This window comes from Kitasatospora sp. MY 5-36 (genome assembly GCF_001182915.1).
Taxonomy (GTDB): domain Bacteria; phylum Actinomycetota; class Actinomycetes; order Streptomycetales; family Streptomycetaceae; genus Kitasatospora.
In genome coordinates this window covers 1-16,514 of the sequence record NZ_LFVW01000232.1, presented here as the reverse complement: position 1 = coordinate 16,514, position 16,514 = coordinate 1, and the positions used below count along the sequence as shown (strand labels likewise).

Sequence of the window (16,514 nt, the reverse complement as noted above, 5' to 3'; positions counted from 1 at the left end):
CGGCCGCGGCGCCGGTGCTGGCACCGAACAGGCCGAGCGGCAGGCCCCGGGTCTCGGGCACGGTGGCGTCCGGGCCGCCCTCCGCCGGGCCCAGCCGCCGGGCGACGGCCGTCAGCCGGCCACCCAGCAGCGCCACGTCGAACACGTTCCGCCGGTCGGGCTCCTCGGCCTCGGTGAGCAGGTCGAACAGCAGCGTGGCCAGCCCGGTGCGGTTCAGGTACTCGGCGACGTGCCGGTTGCGCGGGCTGTGCCGGCCGCTGCCGCTGCCGTGCGCGAAGACGACGACCCCGCGCGCGCCGGCCGGGACGGTCAGCCGGCCCGCGAGGCGGACCCCGGTGACGGGCAGCAGCAGCTCCCGGTCGACCCCGGCGGAGGCCCCGGGCGGGTCGCCACGGGCGGCCTCGGCCAGCAGCCGCAGCACCTCCTCGTCCTCGGTCTGCGAGAAGTCGGCGTAGAACTCGCCGATCGCGTAGAACGGGGACGGCGTGTCGACGCAGACCAGCTCGTCGGCGACCTCGTCGAGACGCTCGGCCCAGTCCGCGGGCGCGACCGGCACCGCGAGCACCACCCGGGCCGCGCCGCGCTCCCGGACGATCCGGCAGGCCGCCCGGGCGGTGGACCCGGTGGCGATGCCGTCGTCCACCACGACCACCGTCCGTCCGCGCAGGTCGGCGGGCGGCCGGTCACCCCGGTAGCGGCGGGCCCGGCGCGCCAGCTCGGTGCGCTCGCGCCGTTCCACCTCGGCCAGTTGGCCGTCCGTGACCGAGGAGAACCGGATCACCTGCTCGTTCAGCACCCGGACGCCGTCCTCGCCGATCGCCCCCATGCCCAGCTCGGGCTGGTACGGCACGCCGAGCTTGCGGATCACGCAGATGTCCAGCGGTGCGCCGAGCGCCGCGGCGACCTCGGCGGCCACCGGCACGCCGCCCCTCGGCAGCGCCACGATCACGGTGTCGGGGCCGGTCAGGTGGCCGAGCCGGGCGGCCAGCCGACGACCCGCCTCGGTGCGGTCGGCGAAGCGGGTGAAGTGGGTTCCGGTGACGTGCATGACACGGCCTCCGGTTCCACCGTACGTCGTTCCGGGCGGCTCGGGGCGGTCGCGGACGGGGGCTCCCGGGGTGCGTGCGGAGGGCGGTGCGCGGGATCGGGAGCCGCGGCCGGACCGGGGGCGCGACCGGGGTGCGACCAGGGCGGGAGCAGGGCAGGACCCTGGCGCGACCGGGGCGGGACCGGAGCGGGATCCGGCCGGGACGGGGCCGGGATCCCGGATGGGAGCGGGCTGGGAGCCGGACGGGACGACACCCCCGTGTGGCCGGGACAACGGGCGGCGCACGGTGGATCACAGAGGCGGACCGCAGCGCCCGCCCGCGACCGGAAGGAGCGCCCGTCATGTCGGGCACCGTGATCACCGACCTGCGCCGCCGAGGCGCCGTCGACCCCGGCCGCCTGCTCGCCGGGCCGCTGCGCGGCGTCGGCCTGCAACGGCTCGACCCGGGCCGGCGCACCGAGGTGGCCGCCGACGGCGTCGAGCACGCGCTCTACGTCACCGCCGGCTCCGGTCTCGCCGAACTGCCCGAGGGCGCCGTGCCCCCGAACCAGTCGAACCAGTCGGACCACCAGGACCAGCCGGAGCGTGCCGAGGCCGGCCTGCCGCTGGTCGAGGGCACCGCGATCGTGCTGCCGCTCGGCTCGCGGACCGTGCTGACCGCCGGGACGGTCGGGTTGGAGTACTTCCACGCCGTCCTCGCCGTCCCGCCCTCCTCCGAAGAAGGTGACCCCAGGTGATCGTCACCACCGACACCGGCGCGGCCATGGTCGTCATCGGCCCGAACGGCGAGCGGGCACGGATCCGCTCCCTCGCCCGGCGCCCGATGCTCGCCAGCGCCTGCGAGACCTTCGACCACCTGCGGCTGAGCCCCGGCGCCCACCACGTGCTCGCGGGCCGGCCCGACACCGAGACCGTCCTGCACGTGCTGCGCGGAGCCGCCGTCGTCGGGCAACTCTCCGACGAGACCGACCACTTGGCCTCCGTGGGGGACCTGCTGATGGCCCACCGCGGCCGCACGCTGCACCTTGAAGCCGGACCGCTCGGCGCGGAACTGCTCTGCCTGACCCTCGCCGTCCCCCGGCACACCGCCGGCGCCCGGGCCGCCCCGGCCCGCCGCCGAGCCACCCGCCGCGACCGGCCCTGACCGGCCCTGACCGGCCCTGACGGGTCCTGCCAGTCCTCGATCCGAGGAGACCCCTCGTGATACTCGTCCCCGCTGCCGTCCCCCGCACCGCGCCCGCGTTCCAGCGGCTGATCGACCCCGAGCAGCGGCCGGCCGTCCGCGCCGGACTCACCGTCGAGGCGCTGCCGCCGGGCGTCCGGGTCGAGCAACTCCCTTACGAATCCGTCGAATCGGTGACGGTGGTGCTCTCCGGTCGGCTGCTCGCGGCCGGCCGGATCCTCTCCCCGGGCGAGGCGCTGCACCACCGGCCCGGCACCTCCTACCGGCTCACCGCCGTCCGCGGCGCGCCGACCGCCGTGCTCACCGTCCGTCCCACCCCGCCCCGGGCCGTCATCCCGGCCCAGCGGTCGGGCTCCGCACCCGCCCCGAGCTGGCGGCAGGTGGAGGTGGGCACCGTACGGCTCGACCCGGTCGGTGTCTGTGGACCGTACGCGGACCGGGCCGCCGACGCCTTCCTGGTGGTCCTCTCCGGAGCCTGCTCTTTCCTCGGCGAGCTCGGTGAAGTGCCGCTGCTCCCCAGCGACTTGGTCTACGTCCGGGCGGGGGAGCGGTACGGCCTCCGGGCCGGCCGCCGCGGACCGGTCACCGCCGTCCTGGGCCGCGTCGGGACCCCCGGCGCCGCCCTGGGGCCGGAGTGGGACAGCAGGCCCATGCGCTCGGGGCAGGCCGATCCGCAGGGGTGAGAGCGCGAGGCCGGGAGGCCGCGGCGAGATGACAGTCGACAGCTGACAGAGTTCAAAATCTGTCAGCTGTCGACTGTCATCTGTTATCCGTCTGCCCGCCCGCCCGTCGCCCGTCCATCGCCGTCGGGTGCGGCGGGCGGCGGGCCGACACGCGGAGGGCTTCACGCGCACGTCACGGAAAGTCACGCGATCGCCGCTGATAGTGTCGGCCGGGTGGATGAAGAACAGCCGGTGGAACCCGCGGACCCGGCCGGAGACCCGCCCGTCCGTGTGCTGATCGTCGACGACCACCCCCTGTTCCGGGAGGGGCTCAAGGCAGCATTGGAGAGCGCCGAGGGCGTCCTCGTGGTCGCCGAAGCCGAGCGGGTCGCCGACGTTCCGGGGGCGGTCGCCCGGCACCACCCCGACGTGGTGATCATGGACCTCTCGCTGCCCGACGGCTCCGGACTGGAGGCCGTCCGGCAGCTCGCCACCCGGGAGGCGCCGCCGCCGGTGCTGATGCTGACCATGTCGGACGACGACGGGAACCTGCTCGCCGCCCTCCAGGCGGGCGCGCGCGGCTACCTGGTCAAGGGGGCCGGGCGGGAGGAGGTGCTGCACGCGGTGCGGACGGTCGCGACGGGCGGCGCGGTGTTCGGCGGCGAGGTGGCCGGGAGGATCACCGCCCTGCTGGCCGGGGCGAGGATGCGGGAGGCGGGGCAGCTCTTCCCCGAACTCACCGCCCGCGAGGCCGAGGTGCTGGGCCTGGTCGCGCGCGGGCTGGACAACCGGCGGATCGCCCGGGAGCTGGTGGTCGCGGAGAAGACCGTCCGCAACCACATCACCCACATCTTCGAGAAGCTGCACGTCGCCACGCGCGCCGAGGCGGTCGCCCGGGCCCGCGACATGGGCCTCGGCGACGGTCGGACCTCCCCGGAGCGGTGAACCGGAGCGGTGAACCGAGGGGCGCACCGGGGCGGTGAACCGAGGGGCGAACGGGGAAGGTGAACGCGGGCGGTGGGCCGGAGAAGTGAACCGGGGGTGCCGGCCCGCCGACCGGCACCCCCGGAGTCCTGCCGCTCCGCCCTACGGCCGCATCTCGTACGCGCCGGAGAGCGCCTCGACCCGCTCCCACACCCGCGCGTCCCGCGCCGGGTCGGCGACCGGGCGGCGCACGTTCGTCAGCGCCCAGGCGGCCTGCTCCTCGGTGGCCGAGGCCTTGCCGTGCAGCTCGGTGGCGTGCGCGGAGAAGTCGCGGACCAGCGCGTCGAAGATCCGGTCCAGCACGTCGCCGCCGTCCTCGGAGGCGGTCAGGCCGGTCAACTCGGCCTGCTCCAGCACCAGCTGGCCGTAGACGATCAGCGCGAACAGCTGGCCGATCTCCAGCAGGAAGTCCAGGTCCGCCTGCTGCTCCTTGCTCGGCGCGTTCTCGAGCAGCAGCGCGCAGAAGCCGTCGGCCTGCTCGCGGAAGCGGGCGACGTTGGGCAGCGCGGCGTGGCGGTCGTAGGCGGCGCGCCAGTCGTGGAAGCGGATCGCGCCGAGGCCACGGGCCGGGCCCTGCCGGAACAGGAAGTCGTCGTCGGCGGCGTCCAGGCGGCTCGGCACCGGGGCGTAGTCGGCCGGGGCGAACAGGTAGTTGCCCATGAACTTGAGGATCAGCGCCAGGTTGACGTGGACGGTGCCCTCCAGCTTCGGCAGGCCGCGGATGTCCTTCGCGGCCTTGTCGAAGTAGGTGTCCGCCTCGAAGCCCTTGGCGGCGATGACGTCCCACATCAGGTCGATGACCTTCTCGCCCTCGGTGGTGACCTTCATCTTGGTCATCGGGTTGAACAGCAGGTAGCGGCGGTCCTCGGGGGAGGCGGTGCGGAAGTAGTCCACGGCCCGCGCGCTGAACAGCTTCATCGCCACCAGGCGGACGTAGGCGTCGGTCAACTCCCGCTTGACGTGCGGGAAGTCGGTGACCCGCTTGCCGTACAGCACCCGGTTGTGGGCGTGCGTGACGGCCTCGTACATCGCGTGCTCGCAGATGCCGATCGAGGCGGTGCAGAGGTTGAACTTGCCGACGTTGACAGTGTTGAGCGCGGCGTCGAAGGCGGCCTGGCCGGTGTGCAGCACGTCCTCGGCGCGCACCGGGTAGTCCTCCAGGCGGAACTCGCTGACGTACATCTGCGCGTTCACCACGTTCTTGACCAGGTGGTACGCGTCGTGGCGGCTGTCGGCGGCGAAGAAGACGTAGCCCTCCGGGCCCTCGACGTCCGAGCGGCGGCCGAACACCGAGACCAGGCCGGCCACGTTGCCGTTGCCGATGTAGTACTTGGAGCCGGTCGCGGTGAAGCCGCCCTCGCCGTCCGGGGTGAGGATCATGTCGGTGGAGTAGATGTCCGCGCCGTGGGTGCGCTCGGAGAGGCCGAAGGCCATCACGTGGCCCTCGGCCAGCAGCTTGGCGGCGCGGGCGCGGACGGCCTCGTTCCCGCTCTGCCAGACCGGGCCCAGGCCCAGGATGGTGACCTGCCAGGTGTACCAGTAGCCGAGGCCGTAGAAGCCGAGGATCTCGTTCAGCTCGGCGATGCGGGCGGTGTCCCAGCGCTTGTCGGGGTCGGCCGAGGCGGGGGTCAGGAACTCCGCGAACAGGCCCTCCTTTGCGGCGAAGTCCAGGAAGTCGGCGTACCAGCTGCGGTCGATGTAGGTGTCGATCAGCGCCTTCTTGCCGCGGGACTCGAACCAGTCCACCGTCGCGCGCAGCAGCCGGCGGGTCGGCTCGTCGAACTGTGCGGGGTCGTAGTTGCGCGGGGTGAAGAGCATCGAGGGGCTCCCGGGGGTCGAGGGTGTGAGGAGGGGCGGGTGGCAGGGACCGGGCGTCGCCCGCCGTCCGCCGGTCGTCGGCGGTCCGCCGTCAGCCGGCGGAGGAGAGGCGGCGCAGGGTGGCGAGCACGTCGTCGAGCCAGGCGAGGGTCATCCGCTCGTACTCGATGCCGCCGCGCAGCACCACGTGCTGCAGCTGCTGCCCGGCGTCGAGCGCGGTGGCGTCGGGGAAGTCCCGCTGCTCGCCGTGCAGGTAGCGGGCGAGCAGGGCGGCATGGCCCTCGCGGTGCCGTTCGACCTCGGAGATCAGTGCGGCCGGGTCGTCGAAGGCGGCGGCCCGGATCTTGACCGCGAGCTCGTGCCGGACGGTCTCCGGTTCGACCGGTTCGCGTAGCCAGCCGGCCAGCGCGGCCCGTCCGGCCTCGGCCGCCGAGTAGACCTTCTTGTCCGGGCGTCCGTCCTGGCTGACCTCCTGCGCGGCCACCCAGCCGTCCGTCTCCATCCGCCGCAGCACCCGGTAGATCTGCTGGTGGGTGGCGGTCCAGAAGCGCCCGATCGAGCGGTCGAAGCGCCGGGCCAGCTCGTAGCCGGAGCCGGGCTGCTCCAGCAGTGAGACGAGGATCGCGTGCTCCAGTGCCATGGCCCGCATCCTGCTATGCAACGAGTTGCATAGGCAATGGCGACCCGGACGGTTGAGACGCAGGTCACCGGCGTGATCCGATGGTTATCGGTTATTCCGGACTATTGGGTGCAAATCGTTGGATAAGAGCCAGAATGGGTACGGGGCAAGCGCCTTACCGGTTCCGACCACAGGAGGTGGTATCGGTGGCAACCCATATCCCGACGACGGGCATGGAGCACCATCCGGACATCGTCGAACTGCGCGAACGCTACGAGCGGGTCACCTCGACCCCCCGCGCCCAGGGCATCGAGGCCCTGGCCGTCCTGGCCGGCCTCTTCCTGGCGGCATCGCCGTGGATCGTCGGCTTCACCGCGTACAACACCCTGACCGTGACCTGCCTGATCGTCGGGCTGGCCTACACGGCTCTGATGGCCGGCTACGGGTCGGCCTACGAACGCACCCACGCGCGGGCCTGGGCGGCCGCCGCGCTCGGTGCCTGGACGATCATCTCCCCGTGGGTCGTCTCCGGGTCCGTCGCGCACGGCAAGAACATCGTGACCTGCGTCATCGTGGGCGCCGTGATGTTCCTGCTCGGCCTCGCGGCGATCTCGATGGCGACCATGACGTCGAACGGAGCATCGATGCGGCGCGGCCGGGCCGGTCGCGCCAAGGGCTGATCTTCCCCGCAGCCCGTGACCGGGGCGCGGAGGGCGCAACCGCCCGCCGCGCCCCGGCGCACGTCCTCCGGCGAAGGCGCGGCCGGCGACCGGGACCAAGCCGTGTCACAGCCGCCGGCCGGCCCGGCCCGCTAGGGGTGCGTCATCCGCAGCACGTCCAGCGCCTCGTCCAGCTGCTCCACGGTGAGCCTGCCCTGTTCGACGTAGCCGCGCTCCAGAACCACCTGACGGATCGTCTTGCGCTCCGCCAGTGCCTGCTTGGCGACCTTCGCGGCCTCCTCGTACCCGATGTAGCGGTTCAGCGGGGTCACCACCGAGGGCGAGGACTCCGCGTACTCCCGGGCCCGTTCGACGTTGGCGGTGATGCCGTCCACCGTCCGGTCGGCCAGCAGCCGGGCGCTGTTGGCGAGCAGCCGCACCGACTCCAGGACGTTGCGGGCGAGCACCGGGAGCATCACGTTCAGCTCGAAGTTGCCGCTCGCGCCCGCCAGGGTGACCGTCGCGTCGTTGCCCACCACCTGGGCGGCGACCATCAGCACGACCTCGGGCAGCACCGGGTTCACCTTTCCCGGCATGATCGACGAACCCGGCTGGAGGTCCGGCAGGTTGATCTCGCCGAGCCCGGTGCGCGGACCGGAGCCCATCCACCGCAGGTCGTTCGCGATCTTCGTGAACCCGACCGCCACCGTGCGCAGTTGACCGCTCAGTTCGACCAGGGCGTCCCGCGCGCCCTGCGCCTCGAAGTGGTTCCTGGCCTCCGTCAGCGGCAGGTCGGTGGCGCGGGCGACCTCCGCGATGACGGCCTCCGGGAAGCCGGGCGGGGTGTTGATCCCGGTGCCCACCGCCGTGCCGCCGAGCGGGAGTTCGGCCACCCGGGGGAGGGTGGCCAGCAGCCGCTCCCGCCCGTGCCGCACCTGCGCCGCGTAGCCGCCGAACTCCTGGCCGAGCGTGACGGGCGTGGCGTCCATCAGGTGGGTGCGGCCCGACTTGACCACCCGGGCGAACTCGGCGGCCTTGCGCTCCAACGCCTCCGCGAGGTGCTCCAGCGCCGGGGCCAGGTCGTGGGTGACGGCGCCGGTGGCGGCGATGTGGATCGAGGACGGGAAGACGTCGTTGGACGACTGGCTGGCGTTGACGTGGTCGTTCGGGTGGACCGGCCGGCCCAGCCGCTCCCCGGCCAGGGTGGCGATCACCTCGTTGGTGTTCATGTTGGACGAGGTGCCCGAGCCGGTCTGGAACACGTCCACCGGGAACTGGTCGTCCCAGCGCCCCTCCGCGACCTCCTCGGCCGCCGCCGCGATCGCCTCCGCCGTCTCCTCGTCCAGCACCCCGAGCCGGGCGTTCACCCGGGCGGCTGCCGCCTTGATCCGGGCCAGCGCGGCGATGTGCGCCCGCTCCAGCCGCTGACCGGACACCGGGAAGTTCTCCACCGCCCGCTGCGTCTGCGCCTGCCACTTCGCGTCGGCCGGCACCCGGACCTCGCCCATCGAGTCGTGCTCGATCCGGTACTCCTGCGGCTTCTCCTGCTGGCCACCCATCGCGCGCTGCACCTCCTGTACGGGCCCGACCGGGCCCGGAACGGATCTCCGATCACCACAGCCGCGAGCGGGGCCCGGGTATTTCCGGTGGGGGTGACCCGGTTCCGGTTCTGGTCCCGGTTCGGGCCCGGCGCCTACTGCCGGGGCAGGCCGGTACGGGCCACCTCGGCGCGGACCAGCTCGCCCGGGGCGGTACCGGCCTGGGCGACGAGGCCGCCGCCCGGGGCCCAGACGCCGGAGCCGCCCGAGCTGTCCGGGTACTCGCCGGTGGCCCCGGCGCAGGTCGCGAGCACGCACCACACCCCGTGGGCGGCGGTCCGGTCGCGGACGTGGCCGTCCCGGCGCTCGGCCTGGGCGGCGCCGGGCCCGTAGAGGGTGGAGGCGACGTAGGCGTCGATGCCGAGCGCGGCGGTCTCCTCGGCGTGCGTCGGATCGGCGGCGTCCGCGCAGACGGCGAGGCCGAGCCGCAGACCGTCCAGCTCCAGGACGACGGGCTTCCCGCCAGGGGTGAAGCGCTCGACCTCGGCGCCGTGCAGGCGCATCTTCCGGTAGACGACCTCGGCGCCCTCCCCGGTGACCGCCAGCGTGGCGATGGACTCGCGCCCGTCGGCCTCGACCGCCGGCGCCCCGACCAGGGCGACGGCGCCGGCCGTGGCGCAGGCCGCCACCAGCGGTGCGAGCCGGGCGTCCGCCGGGTCGACGGCCGGTGCGGCCAGGTCGTAGCCGGTCAGCGACAGCTCGGGGAACACCACCAGCCGGGTGCCCGCCTCCCGTACCGCCTCGGCGTGCAGGGCCACGTTCTCGGACACGGTGTCCGGACGGCCGGCGGCGGCGCAGACGGGCTGGGCGACGGCGACCGTCAGCGGCCCGGGCACGGGACGCGCGGGCACGGGCGGGTTCGCGGACGAGGGCATGGCGGGGCCTCCGGCGGGCGGGGTGGGGTGATCGCGATCAACCTATGCGCCCGCCGAGGAGCCGGGCAACAGAGTCCGGACGAGGAGCTGTGCAGGTGGACGGGGTTCCCGGGGCGGATCGGACCGATCTCACTCGAAGGAGTGAGATCCCCGGCGGGTGCTTCAAACGGCCGTACGCCCCTCCATACGCTCCAGACCGGGCCGGGCGGACTCCGGCCGGACCCGGATCGCCGCAGCTCGGCCCGGGGGGACCAGCGCGAAGGGGCGGACGGACGGATGACCACAGGACACGGCCCGAGGGGCGGAACGGGTGACGGGGCGACACCGGAGGGGATGACCCCCATGAATACCCGCATGAACGCCCAGGTGGACGCCGCTGCGGACGCCCCGACGGAGGCCTCCGCGGGCGCCCGGGCGCAGGCCCCGGCGAGAGCCTCGTCGACGGCCCCGGCGGGCCCCGCGGGCACGCGGAGGAGCACCACCGACGGCCTCACCCGCCGACAGCTGCTGGGCGCGTCGGCGGTGCTCGGCGGCGCGGCCTGGCTGCTGCGCGGCACCGTCGGCCCGGACAGCGCCGAGGCCGCCGGGCCCGTACCGCCCGGGCTGCCCGCCGGCACCGAGCTCTACCAGCGGGTCTTCCAGAACTGGTCCGGCGAGATCCGCACCGACCAGCTGTGGACCTGCGCGCCGCGCACCCCCGAGGAGGTCCCGGCCCTCGCCGACTGGGCGCACGCCAACGGCTGGCGGCTGCGCGCCTCCGGCTACCGGCACACCTGGGCGCCGCTCACCGTCGCCGCCGGGACCCCGGAGAGCGCCCGGGTCCTGCTCGTGGACACCAGCCGGTACCTCACCGCCATCAGCGCCGACTCGCCCGGCACCGTCCGGGTGCAGACCGGCGCCACCATGGAGGCCCTGCTCGCGCACCTGGCCCAGCGCGGCCTGGGCCTGACCGCCTGCCCGGCCCCCGGCGAGCTCACCGTCGGCGGCGTGCTCGCCATCGGCGGCCACGGCACCGCCACCACGGCGGTCGGGGAGGCGCGGCCGGAGGGGCACGGCTACGGCTCGGTCAGCAACCAGGTCGTCCGGCTCACCGCCGTCGTCCTCGACCCGGCCACCGGCCGCTACACGCTGCGCACCTTCGACCGCTCCGAGGCCGACAGCGCCGCCTTCCTGGTGCACCTGGGCCGCGCCTTCCTCACCGAGGTGGTGCTGCGGGCCGGTGCCGACCGCCCGTTGCGCTGCGTCAGCCGGCTCGACATCCCGGCGAGCGAGCTCTTCGCCCGCCCGGGCAGCGGCAGCGGCACCGGGACCGGCGGCGGGCTCGGCGGAGTGCTCGGGGGAGTGCTGGGCGGCGTCCTCGGCGGCGGGAGCGGCCCGCGCACGCTCGCCGAGTTCGTGGACCGCGACGGCCGGGTCGAGGCGATCTGGTTCGCCTACACCGAGTACCCCTGGCTCAAGACCTGGAGCGTCACCCCGAACAAGCCGCTCGGCTCCCTCTCCGTCGACCGCCCCTACAACTACCCCTTCTCGGACAGCATTCCGGAGCCGGTCGCCCGGCTCGCCGGGGAGATCGTCGCCGGCGCCTGGGCATCGGCCCCGCTGTTCGGCCAACTCCAGTACCTGGTCGCGAAGGTGGGGCTCACCGGCGACATCACGGACATCCTGCTCTCCGGCGACCTGCTGCGCCGGCTGCTCAGCGGCGAGGTGCTCACCCACCTGCTCGCCGGCGGACTGCACTCCGACCTCTGGGGCCCTTCCCGTGCCCTGCTCCAGTACGTCCGCCCGACCACCCTGCGGGTCACCGCCAACGGCTACGCGGTCCTCACCAAGCGCGCCGACCTCCAGTGGGTGGTGAGCGAATTCGCCGCCTACTACCGGGAGTTGCTCGCCGCCTACCAGGCCCGGGGCGAGTTCCCGGTGAACGGCGCGGTGGAGATCCGGGTCACCGGCCTGGACGACCCGGCCGCCTCCGGCGTCCCCGGCGCCCGGCCCCCGCTGCTGTCCGCACTGCGCCCGCGCGCCGACCGTCCCGAGTGGGACACGGCGGTCTGGCTGGACGTCCTGGCCTTCCCCGGCACCCCCGGACTGGAGCGCTTCGCCCGGGAGTTGGAGCAGTGGCTGCTGCGCACCTTCGGCGGCACCCGGGCGGGCCTGCGGGTCGAGTGGTCCAAGGGCTGGGCCTACACCGACGCCGCCGCCTGGTCCGACCCGGACATGATCGGCCGGGCCATCCCCGACAGTCTGCGGGCCGGCGGCGGACCCGGCTGGGACGAGGCGGTCGCCGTCCTGGACCGCCACGACCCGCACCGGGTGTTCGGAAACCCCTTCCTGGACGGGCTGTTGAAGTAGTCCGTGCCCGTAAGGGGGAATGCTGACTGGTCGTCAGATGTGTTCCATGACGATCACCGCGAGGGTGTCCGGGGCCAGGGCGCGGAACACGTGCGGAGCGTCGCCCGGGTAGCTCACGTAGTCGCCCGGGCCCAGCTCCACCGGCGCCTCCGTCGGCCCGACCAGCGCCCGCCCGGCACCGATCAGCACGTGCTCGACGGTGCCGGGCATGTGCGGGTCGGAGGCCCTGGTCTCGCCCGGCTGCGCCTCGATCCGGTAGATGTCGCGCCGGGCGTTGGGCGGGCAGGAGGAGAGCACGGTGGCGGCGTAGTCGGCACGCTCGGAGTGGGTCACCGGGCCCTCGCCGACCCGGATCACCTTGACCACCGGGCGCGGCGGGTCGACCAGCCGGCTGAACGGCACGTTCAGTGCGACCCCGAGTGCCCAGAGCGTCTCCACGCTGGGGTTGCCCGCGCCCGACTCCAGCTGGGACAGGGTGGACTTGGCGATGCCCGCACGCCGGGCCAGCTCGGCCATCGACAGGCCGCTGCGCTCGCGCTCGCGCCGGATCGCGGCGGCGATCTGGCCGATCAGCTCGGTGCCGTTCCCGTTGCCGTTGCCGCCGCCGGGGCGGTTGCCGGTGCCGCCGTCGGGGCCCGTGGCCGGGGTGGTCTGGTCACTCATGCTCGCCACTCACGCTTCCTCCTGGCCCCTTCCACGTCCACGGCTCCCGGTGCGGCCGATGCCGCCGTTCATGCTGCCACGGTCGGTCGCGCCGACCGTACCGACCGCGTCGGCCATCGTTCGCCAGATCGGTCCGCCTGTTCGCCTTGACGAACGAGGCTGGAGCGGTTCACTCTAATGAACATGCGTTCGCTACTCCGAACACTGGAGCGCGCCACCCTCCGGGACGTCGCTCTGGTCTGCCTGGCCGATGCCCTCGTCGGCGCCTCCTTCGGCGCGATCAGCGTCTCCGGCGGTCTGCCGCTCTGGGTGCCGGTCGCCCTCTCCGTCCTGGTGTTCGCGGGCGGCTCCCAGTTCGCGGCGGTCGGCGTGGTGCTCTCCGGCGGCGGCGCCCTCGCCGCGGTCGCCACCGGGCTGGTGCTCAACGCCCGGCTGCTGCCCTTCGGCTTCACCGTGGCCGATGTGCTCGACGGCCCCTGGTGGCGGCGCCTGCTGGGCGCGCAGCTGCTCACCGACGAGACCGCCGCCTTCGCCCTGCAGCAGAACGAGCCGCGCCGGCGCCGGGCCGTGTACTGGCTCTGCGGGATCGCGCTGTTCGTGGTCTGGAACGTCTCGGTGCTGCTCGGCGCGCTCGCGGGCGGGCTGCTCGGCGACACGGACGCGCTCGGCCTGGACGCCGCCTTCCCGGCGGTGCTGCTCGCCCTCGTCCTGCCCTCGCTCGTGGACCGCCGCATCCGTACGGCGGCGCTGGTGGGAGCGGTGGTCGCGGTCGCCGCCACGCCGTTCGTCCCGGCCGGGCTGCCGGTGCTGCTGGCCCTCGTCGGGCTGCTGTTCGCCGGACGGCCGGCGGCGGGGGAGGCGGCCCGGAGTGCCGCGGACGAGCAGAACGTGGAGAACGCGGTGGGCGGGGAGAGTGCCGTGAAGAGCGAGAAGGAGACGGTTCGATGATGCCGCTGTACGCCGTTCTGCTGCTCGCGGCCGGAACGTACGCCTACCGGCTCGCCGGGCCGCTGCTCGCCGGCCGGCTCGCCCTCTCGGAGCGACTGCGGCACCTGCTGGCCGTCGCGGCGACGGTGCTGCTCGTGGCCCTGGTCGCGACCGGGGCGCTGACCCAGGGGCACGGCTTCGCGGGGTGGGCCCGCCCGGCGGGCGTGCTGGCCGCAGGGGTGCTCGCGCTGCGCCGGGCACCGTTCCCGGTGGTGGTGGTCGCCGGTGCGGCGACGACGGCGGTGCTGCGGCTCTGCGGGGTGGGGTGACGGCTGACAACTGACAGAGTTTGAAATCTGTTATCTGTTATCTGTTATCTGTTATCTGTTATCTGTCGGCTGTCATCTGTTCGCTGTCACCCGCCCTCCGCGTCCCCCTCGGCCAGGCGCTCCGCTTGGACCTCCGGCCGCTCGCTGTCCCACAGCAGCTCCCACACCTTGAACACGCAGTGGTAGTCGCGCATGCTCCCCTGCGAGACCAGCAGGTAGGTGTCCCCGTCGCGGAGCAGCGTCCGCCGCCGGCTGTTGAACGGGTGCTGCGGGGTGTAGGAGGGGACGAGTCGCTTCAGCTCCTCGACGGCCTCCTCACGGCTGCCCTCGACCTCGGCGAGCACCTTGCTGCCCCAGGTCCGGTCGTGCCCGGTGCCCACCGTCTCCTCCACGACCAGCGCCCAACGTGCCATGCCCTGCTCCCGTTCCGTTCCGATCCGCTGTGTTCCTCGGCCCGCCCGGCCCGCTTCGCCCGCCCGGCCCGTCGACCCGTCAGCGCGTCGGCGACTTGAAGAAGATGGTGGTCGGCCGGAGCACGCCCGCCGGGTCGGCCGCGAAGTCCGGCACCGAGCCGACCCGGGTCCAGCCCGCCCCCTCGTAGAGCCGCTCCGCCGGGCTCCCGGTCTCGGTGTCCAGTACCAGCAGCCGGATGCCCAGCTCCACCGCCCGTTCTTCCAGGGCCGTCAGCAGCCGTCCCGCCAGCCGGTGCCCGCGATCGGCGGGGTGCACCATCAGCTTGGCCACCTCGCCCCGGTGGCGGCCGTTCGCGGTGGTGGCGGGCCGCAGCTGCACCGTGCCGGCCAGCCGTCCGTCGGCCCGGTTCCGGGCGGTCCACAGCACCAGCCGGCCGGCCGCGAGGTCCGGGCCGAGCGCCCGCCACCACGTCCTGGCCTCGGCGGGCGCCAGCGGGGCGAGGAACCCGATCGAGGCGCCGCCGTGCACGGTCTCCACCAGGAGCCCGGCGAACTCCTCCGCCGAGTCGTCCAGCTCCTGGGCCGTCACCTCGCCGATCACGTACGCACCGTCGGACATGTCGCCATCCTCACTCGTTCGCGCCCGCCCACCGCTCGGCCGGGTGCGCGATACTCGCCGGTATTCCGCTGGTATTCCGCCGAGAGTACAAGGAGCTTCGATGACGAAGCCGACCCGGATCGACCCGTCCGACCTGCTCGCCGTCGGCGACCTGCTCTCGGACGAGGAGCGGCTGATCCGCGACACCGTCCGCCGGTTCACCGAGGAGCACATCCGCCCGCACATCGGCGACTGGTTCGAGCGCGGGGTCTTCCCGGTCCGCGAGCTGGCCCCCGAGCTCGGCGCCCTGGGCGTGCTCGGCATGCACCTCGACGGCTACGGCTGCGCGGGCGCCGACGCGGTGGCGTACGGGGTGGCCTGCATGGAGCTGGAGGCGGCCGACTCCGGGCTGCGCAGCTTCGTCTCCGTCCAGGGCTCGCTCGCCATGCGTTCGATCCACGCCTTCGGCTCCGAGGAGCAGAAGCAGCGCTGGCTGCCCGGCATGGCCGCCGGTGAACTGATCGGCTGCTTCGGCCTCACCGAGCCGGACTTCGGCTCCGACCCCGCCAACATGCGGACCCGGGCGGTGCGCAAGGGCGGTGAGGGCGGCGACTGGGTGCTGTCCGGCAGCAAGATGTGGATCACCAACGGCAGCATCGCCGACGTCGCCGTGGTCTGGGCGCAAACCGAGGAGGGCGTGCGCGGCTTCCTGGTCGAGCGCGGCACCCGCGGCCTGACCGCCACCGACGTGCACGGCAAGCTCTCGCTGCGCGCCTCCGTCACCAGCGAGCTGGCCTTCGACGAGGTGGTGCTGCCCGCCGACGCCGTGCTGCCCGGGGTGGTCGGCCTGCGCGGCCCGCTCTCCTCCCTCAACGAGGCCCGCTACGGCATCCTCTGGGGCACCGTCGGAGCCGCCCGCGACTGCTACACCGCCGCCCTGGACTACGCCAAGAGCCGGATCCAGTTCGACCGCCCGATCGCGGGCTTCCAGCTGACCCAGCAGAAGCTGGTCGAGATGATGCTGGAGGTCGAGAAGGCCTACCTGGTCGCCCTGCGGATCGGCCGGCTCAAGGAGCAGGGCGCGGCCCGCCCGCCGCACATCAGCTTCGGCAAGCTCAACAACGTCCGCACCGCGCTGGAGATCGCCCGCAGCGCCCGGACCGTCCTCGGCGCCAACGGCATCACCACCGAGTACCCGGTGCTGCGGCACGCCAACAACCTGGAGTCGGTGCTCACCTACGAGGGCACCAGTGAGATCCACACCCTGGTCCTCGGTGAGGCCATCACCGGCGAGTCCGCCTACCGCTGACGGGCCGCCGCCCGCCCTTCCCGGCCCGGGAAAACCGGTGGCCGGGCCCGTCGCGGCCCGGCTACCGTCCCTGCCATGACCAGCCAGTACGTCCCGACGCGGCCCCCGACCACCACCCTCTGGCGCCCCACCGGCCCGGAGGAGCTGGCCCTGGTCGAGGCCGCCGACCGGCGCGCCTGGCCGCCCCGCCTGCCCGAGCAGCCGATCTTCTACCCCGTCCTCAACGAGGACTACGCGATCCGGATCGCCCGGGACTGGAACGTGCCCGCCTCCGGCGTCGGCTACGTCACCCGCTTCGAGGTCGACACCGCCTTCCTCGCCCGCTACCCCGTCCAGCGGGCGGGCGGCCGGACGATCCTCGAACTCTGGGTGCCCGCCGAGGAGTTGGCCGAGTTCAACCGGCACATCGTCGGCCGCATCGAGGTGGTCCACGAGTTCCGCCCGCAGTCGTGACCCGCCCCGCCGCCGGCAGCCCCGACC

Annotated in this window: 18 protein-coding genes; 10 read left to right on the top strand and 8 right to left on the bottom strand. The window is 73.9% G+C overall.

Going from position 1 to position 16,514, the window contains the following annotated elements:
- Positions 1 to 1,048: phosphoribosyltransferase family protein (locus tag AE652_RS17100; protein WP_049652287.1), on the bottom strand; the 1,048-nt coding region annotated here is incomplete at its 3' end.
- A gap of 341 nt (positions 1,049 to 1,389) precedes the next feature.
- On the opposite strand from AE652_RS17100, the gene AE652_RS17095 reads away from it, so the two are divergent.
- The 4 genes from AE652_RS17095 to AE652_RS17080 all read left to right on the top strand — a co-directional run bounded on the left by AE652_RS17095 (position 1,390) and on the right by AE652_RS17080 (position 3,838).
- Entirely contained in the window at positions 1,390 to 1,785 is a 396-nt protein-coding gene (locus AE652_RS17095; RefSeq protein ID WP_049652285.1) for a hypothetical protein, read from the top strand.
- Positions 1,782 to 2,192, top strand: a complete 411-nt coding sequence (locus AE652_RS17090; protein ID WP_049652284.1) for a hypothetical protein — start codon at positions 1,782 to 1,784, stop codon at positions 2,190 to 2,192. Before AE652_RS17095 ends, AE652_RS17090 begins: the two co-directional genes overlap by 4 nt.
- Before the next feature lie 56 nt (positions 2,193 to 2,248).
- On the top strand, positions 2,249 to 2,914 hold the full coding sequence (locus AE652_RS17085; protein WP_049652283.1) for a hypothetical protein: 666 nt from the start codon (positions 2,249 to 2,251) through the stop codon (positions 2,912 to 2,914).
- Between the two features lie 213 nt (positions 2,915 to 3,127).
- Positions 3,128 to 3,838, top strand: a complete 711-nt coding sequence (locus AE652_RS17080; protein WP_234348413.1) for a response regulator transcription factor — start codon at positions 3,128 to 3,130, stop codon at positions 3,836 to 3,838.
- A 141-nt stretch (positions 3,839 to 3,979) separates the two neighbouring features.
- On the opposite strand, the gene AE652_RS17075 is transcribed toward AE652_RS17080, so the two are convergent.
- Together AE652_RS17075 and AE652_RS17070 are read right to left on the bottom strand one after the other, a co-directional pair.
- On the bottom strand, positions 3,980 to 5,695 hold the full coding sequence (locus AE652_RS17075; protein ID WP_049652278.1) for an acyl-CoA dehydrogenase family protein: 1,716 nt from the start codon (positions 5,693 to 5,695) through the stop codon (positions 3,980 to 3,982).
- Positions 5,696 to 5,786: 91 nt separating this feature from the next.
- Positions 5,787 to 6,335, bottom strand: coding sequence for a PadR family transcriptional regulator (locus AE652_RS17070; protein WP_049652276.1), 549 nt, complete (start codon positions 6,333 to 6,335; stop codon positions 5,787 to 5,789).
- A gap of 185 nt (positions 6,336 to 6,520) precedes the next feature.
- Here AE652_RS17070 and AE652_RS17065 point away from each other — a divergent pair, with 185 nt between their 5' ends.
- On the top strand, positions 6,521 to 6,994 hold the full coding sequence (locus AE652_RS17065) for an SPW repeat protein (protein WP_310593178.1): 474 nt from the start codon (positions 6,521 to 6,523) through the stop codon (positions 6,992 to 6,994).
- A 131-nt stretch (positions 6,995 to 7,125) separates the two neighbouring features.
- Here the strand turns inward: AE652_RS17065 and AE652_RS17060 are convergent, their stop codons facing one another.
- Together AE652_RS17060 and AE652_RS17055 are read right to left on the bottom strand one after the other, a co-directional pair.
- Positions 7,126 to 8,532, bottom strand: a complete 1,407-nt coding sequence (locus AE652_RS17060) for an aspartate ammonia-lyase (protein ID WP_049652272.1) — start codon at positions 8,530 to 8,532, stop codon at positions 7,126 to 7,128.
- A 134-nt stretch (positions 8,533 to 8,666) separates the two neighbouring features.
- On the bottom strand, positions 8,667 to 9,422 hold the full coding sequence (locus AE652_RS17055) for a carbon-nitrogen hydrolase family protein (protein ID WP_199823102.1): 756 nt from the start codon (positions 9,420 to 9,422) through the stop codon (positions 8,667 to 8,669).
- Positions 9,423 to 9,788: 366 nt separating this feature from the next.
- On the opposite strand from AE652_RS17055, the gene AE652_RS17050 reads away from it, so the two are divergent.
- On the top strand, positions 9,789 to 11,795 hold the full coding sequence (locus AE652_RS17050) for a cholesterol oxidase substrate-binding domain-containing protein (protein WP_234348412.1): 2,007 nt from the start codon (positions 9,789 to 9,791) through the stop codon (positions 11,793 to 11,795).
- Between the two features lie 33 nt (positions 11,796 to 11,828).
- Here AE652_RS17050 and AE652_RS17045 read toward each other — a convergent pair whose 3' ends face one another.
- Positions 11,829 to 12,458, bottom strand: coding sequence for an XRE family transcriptional regulator (locus tag AE652_RS17045; protein WP_082345787.1), 630 nt, complete (start codon positions 12,456 to 12,458; stop codon positions 11,829 to 11,831).
- 183 nt (positions 12,459 to 12,641) lie between these two features.
- Here AE652_RS17045 and AE652_RS17040 point away from each other — a divergent pair, with 183 nt between their 5' ends.
- The gene (locus AE652_RS17040) at positions 12,642 to 13,406 is read left to right on the top strand and encodes an AzlC family ABC transporter permease (RefSeq protein ID WP_049652290.1); all 765 of its coding nucleotides are present in this window, start codon (positions 12,642 to 12,644) and stop codon (positions 13,404 to 13,406) included.
- Entirely contained in the window at positions 13,406 to 13,714 is a 309-nt protein-coding gene (locus AE652_RS17035; protein ID WP_369808302.1) for an AzlD domain-containing protein, read from the top strand. The genes AE652_RS17040 and AE652_RS17035 overlap by 1 nt, the downstream gene beginning before the upstream one ends.
- A gap of 86 nt (positions 13,715 to 13,800) precedes the next feature.
- Here the strand turns inward: AE652_RS17035 and AE652_RS17030 are convergent, their stop codons facing one another.
- Positions 13,801 to 14,127: a hypothetical protein gene (locus tag AE652_RS17030; protein ID WP_053112095.1), complete on the bottom strand. Its 327-nt coding sequence runs from the start codon at positions 14,125 to 14,127 to the stop codon at positions 13,801 to 13,803.
- Between the two features lie 79 nt (positions 14,128 to 14,206).
- The gene (locus tag AE652_RS17025) at positions 14,207 to 14,746 is read right to left on the bottom strand and encodes a GNAT family N-acetyltransferase (RefSeq protein WP_049652266.1); all 540 of its coding nucleotides are present in this window, start codon (positions 14,744 to 14,746) and stop codon (positions 14,207 to 14,209) included.
- Positions 14,747 to 14,846: 100 nt separating this feature from the next.
- Here AE652_RS17025 and AE652_RS17020 point away from each other — a divergent pair, with 100 nt between their 5' ends.
- Positions 14,847 to 16,034, top strand: coding sequence for an acyl-CoA dehydrogenase family protein (locus tag AE652_RS17020; RefSeq protein WP_049652265.1), 1,188 nt, complete (start codon positions 14,847 to 14,849; stop codon positions 16,032 to 16,034).
- Between the two features lie 75 nt (positions 16,035 to 16,109).
- On the top strand, positions 16,110 to 16,487 hold the full coding sequence (locus AE652_RS17015; RefSeq protein WP_049652263.1) for a hypothetical protein: 378 nt from the start codon (positions 16,110 to 16,112) through the stop codon (positions 16,485 to 16,487).
- Positions 16,488 to 16,514: the final 27 nt, after the last annotated feature.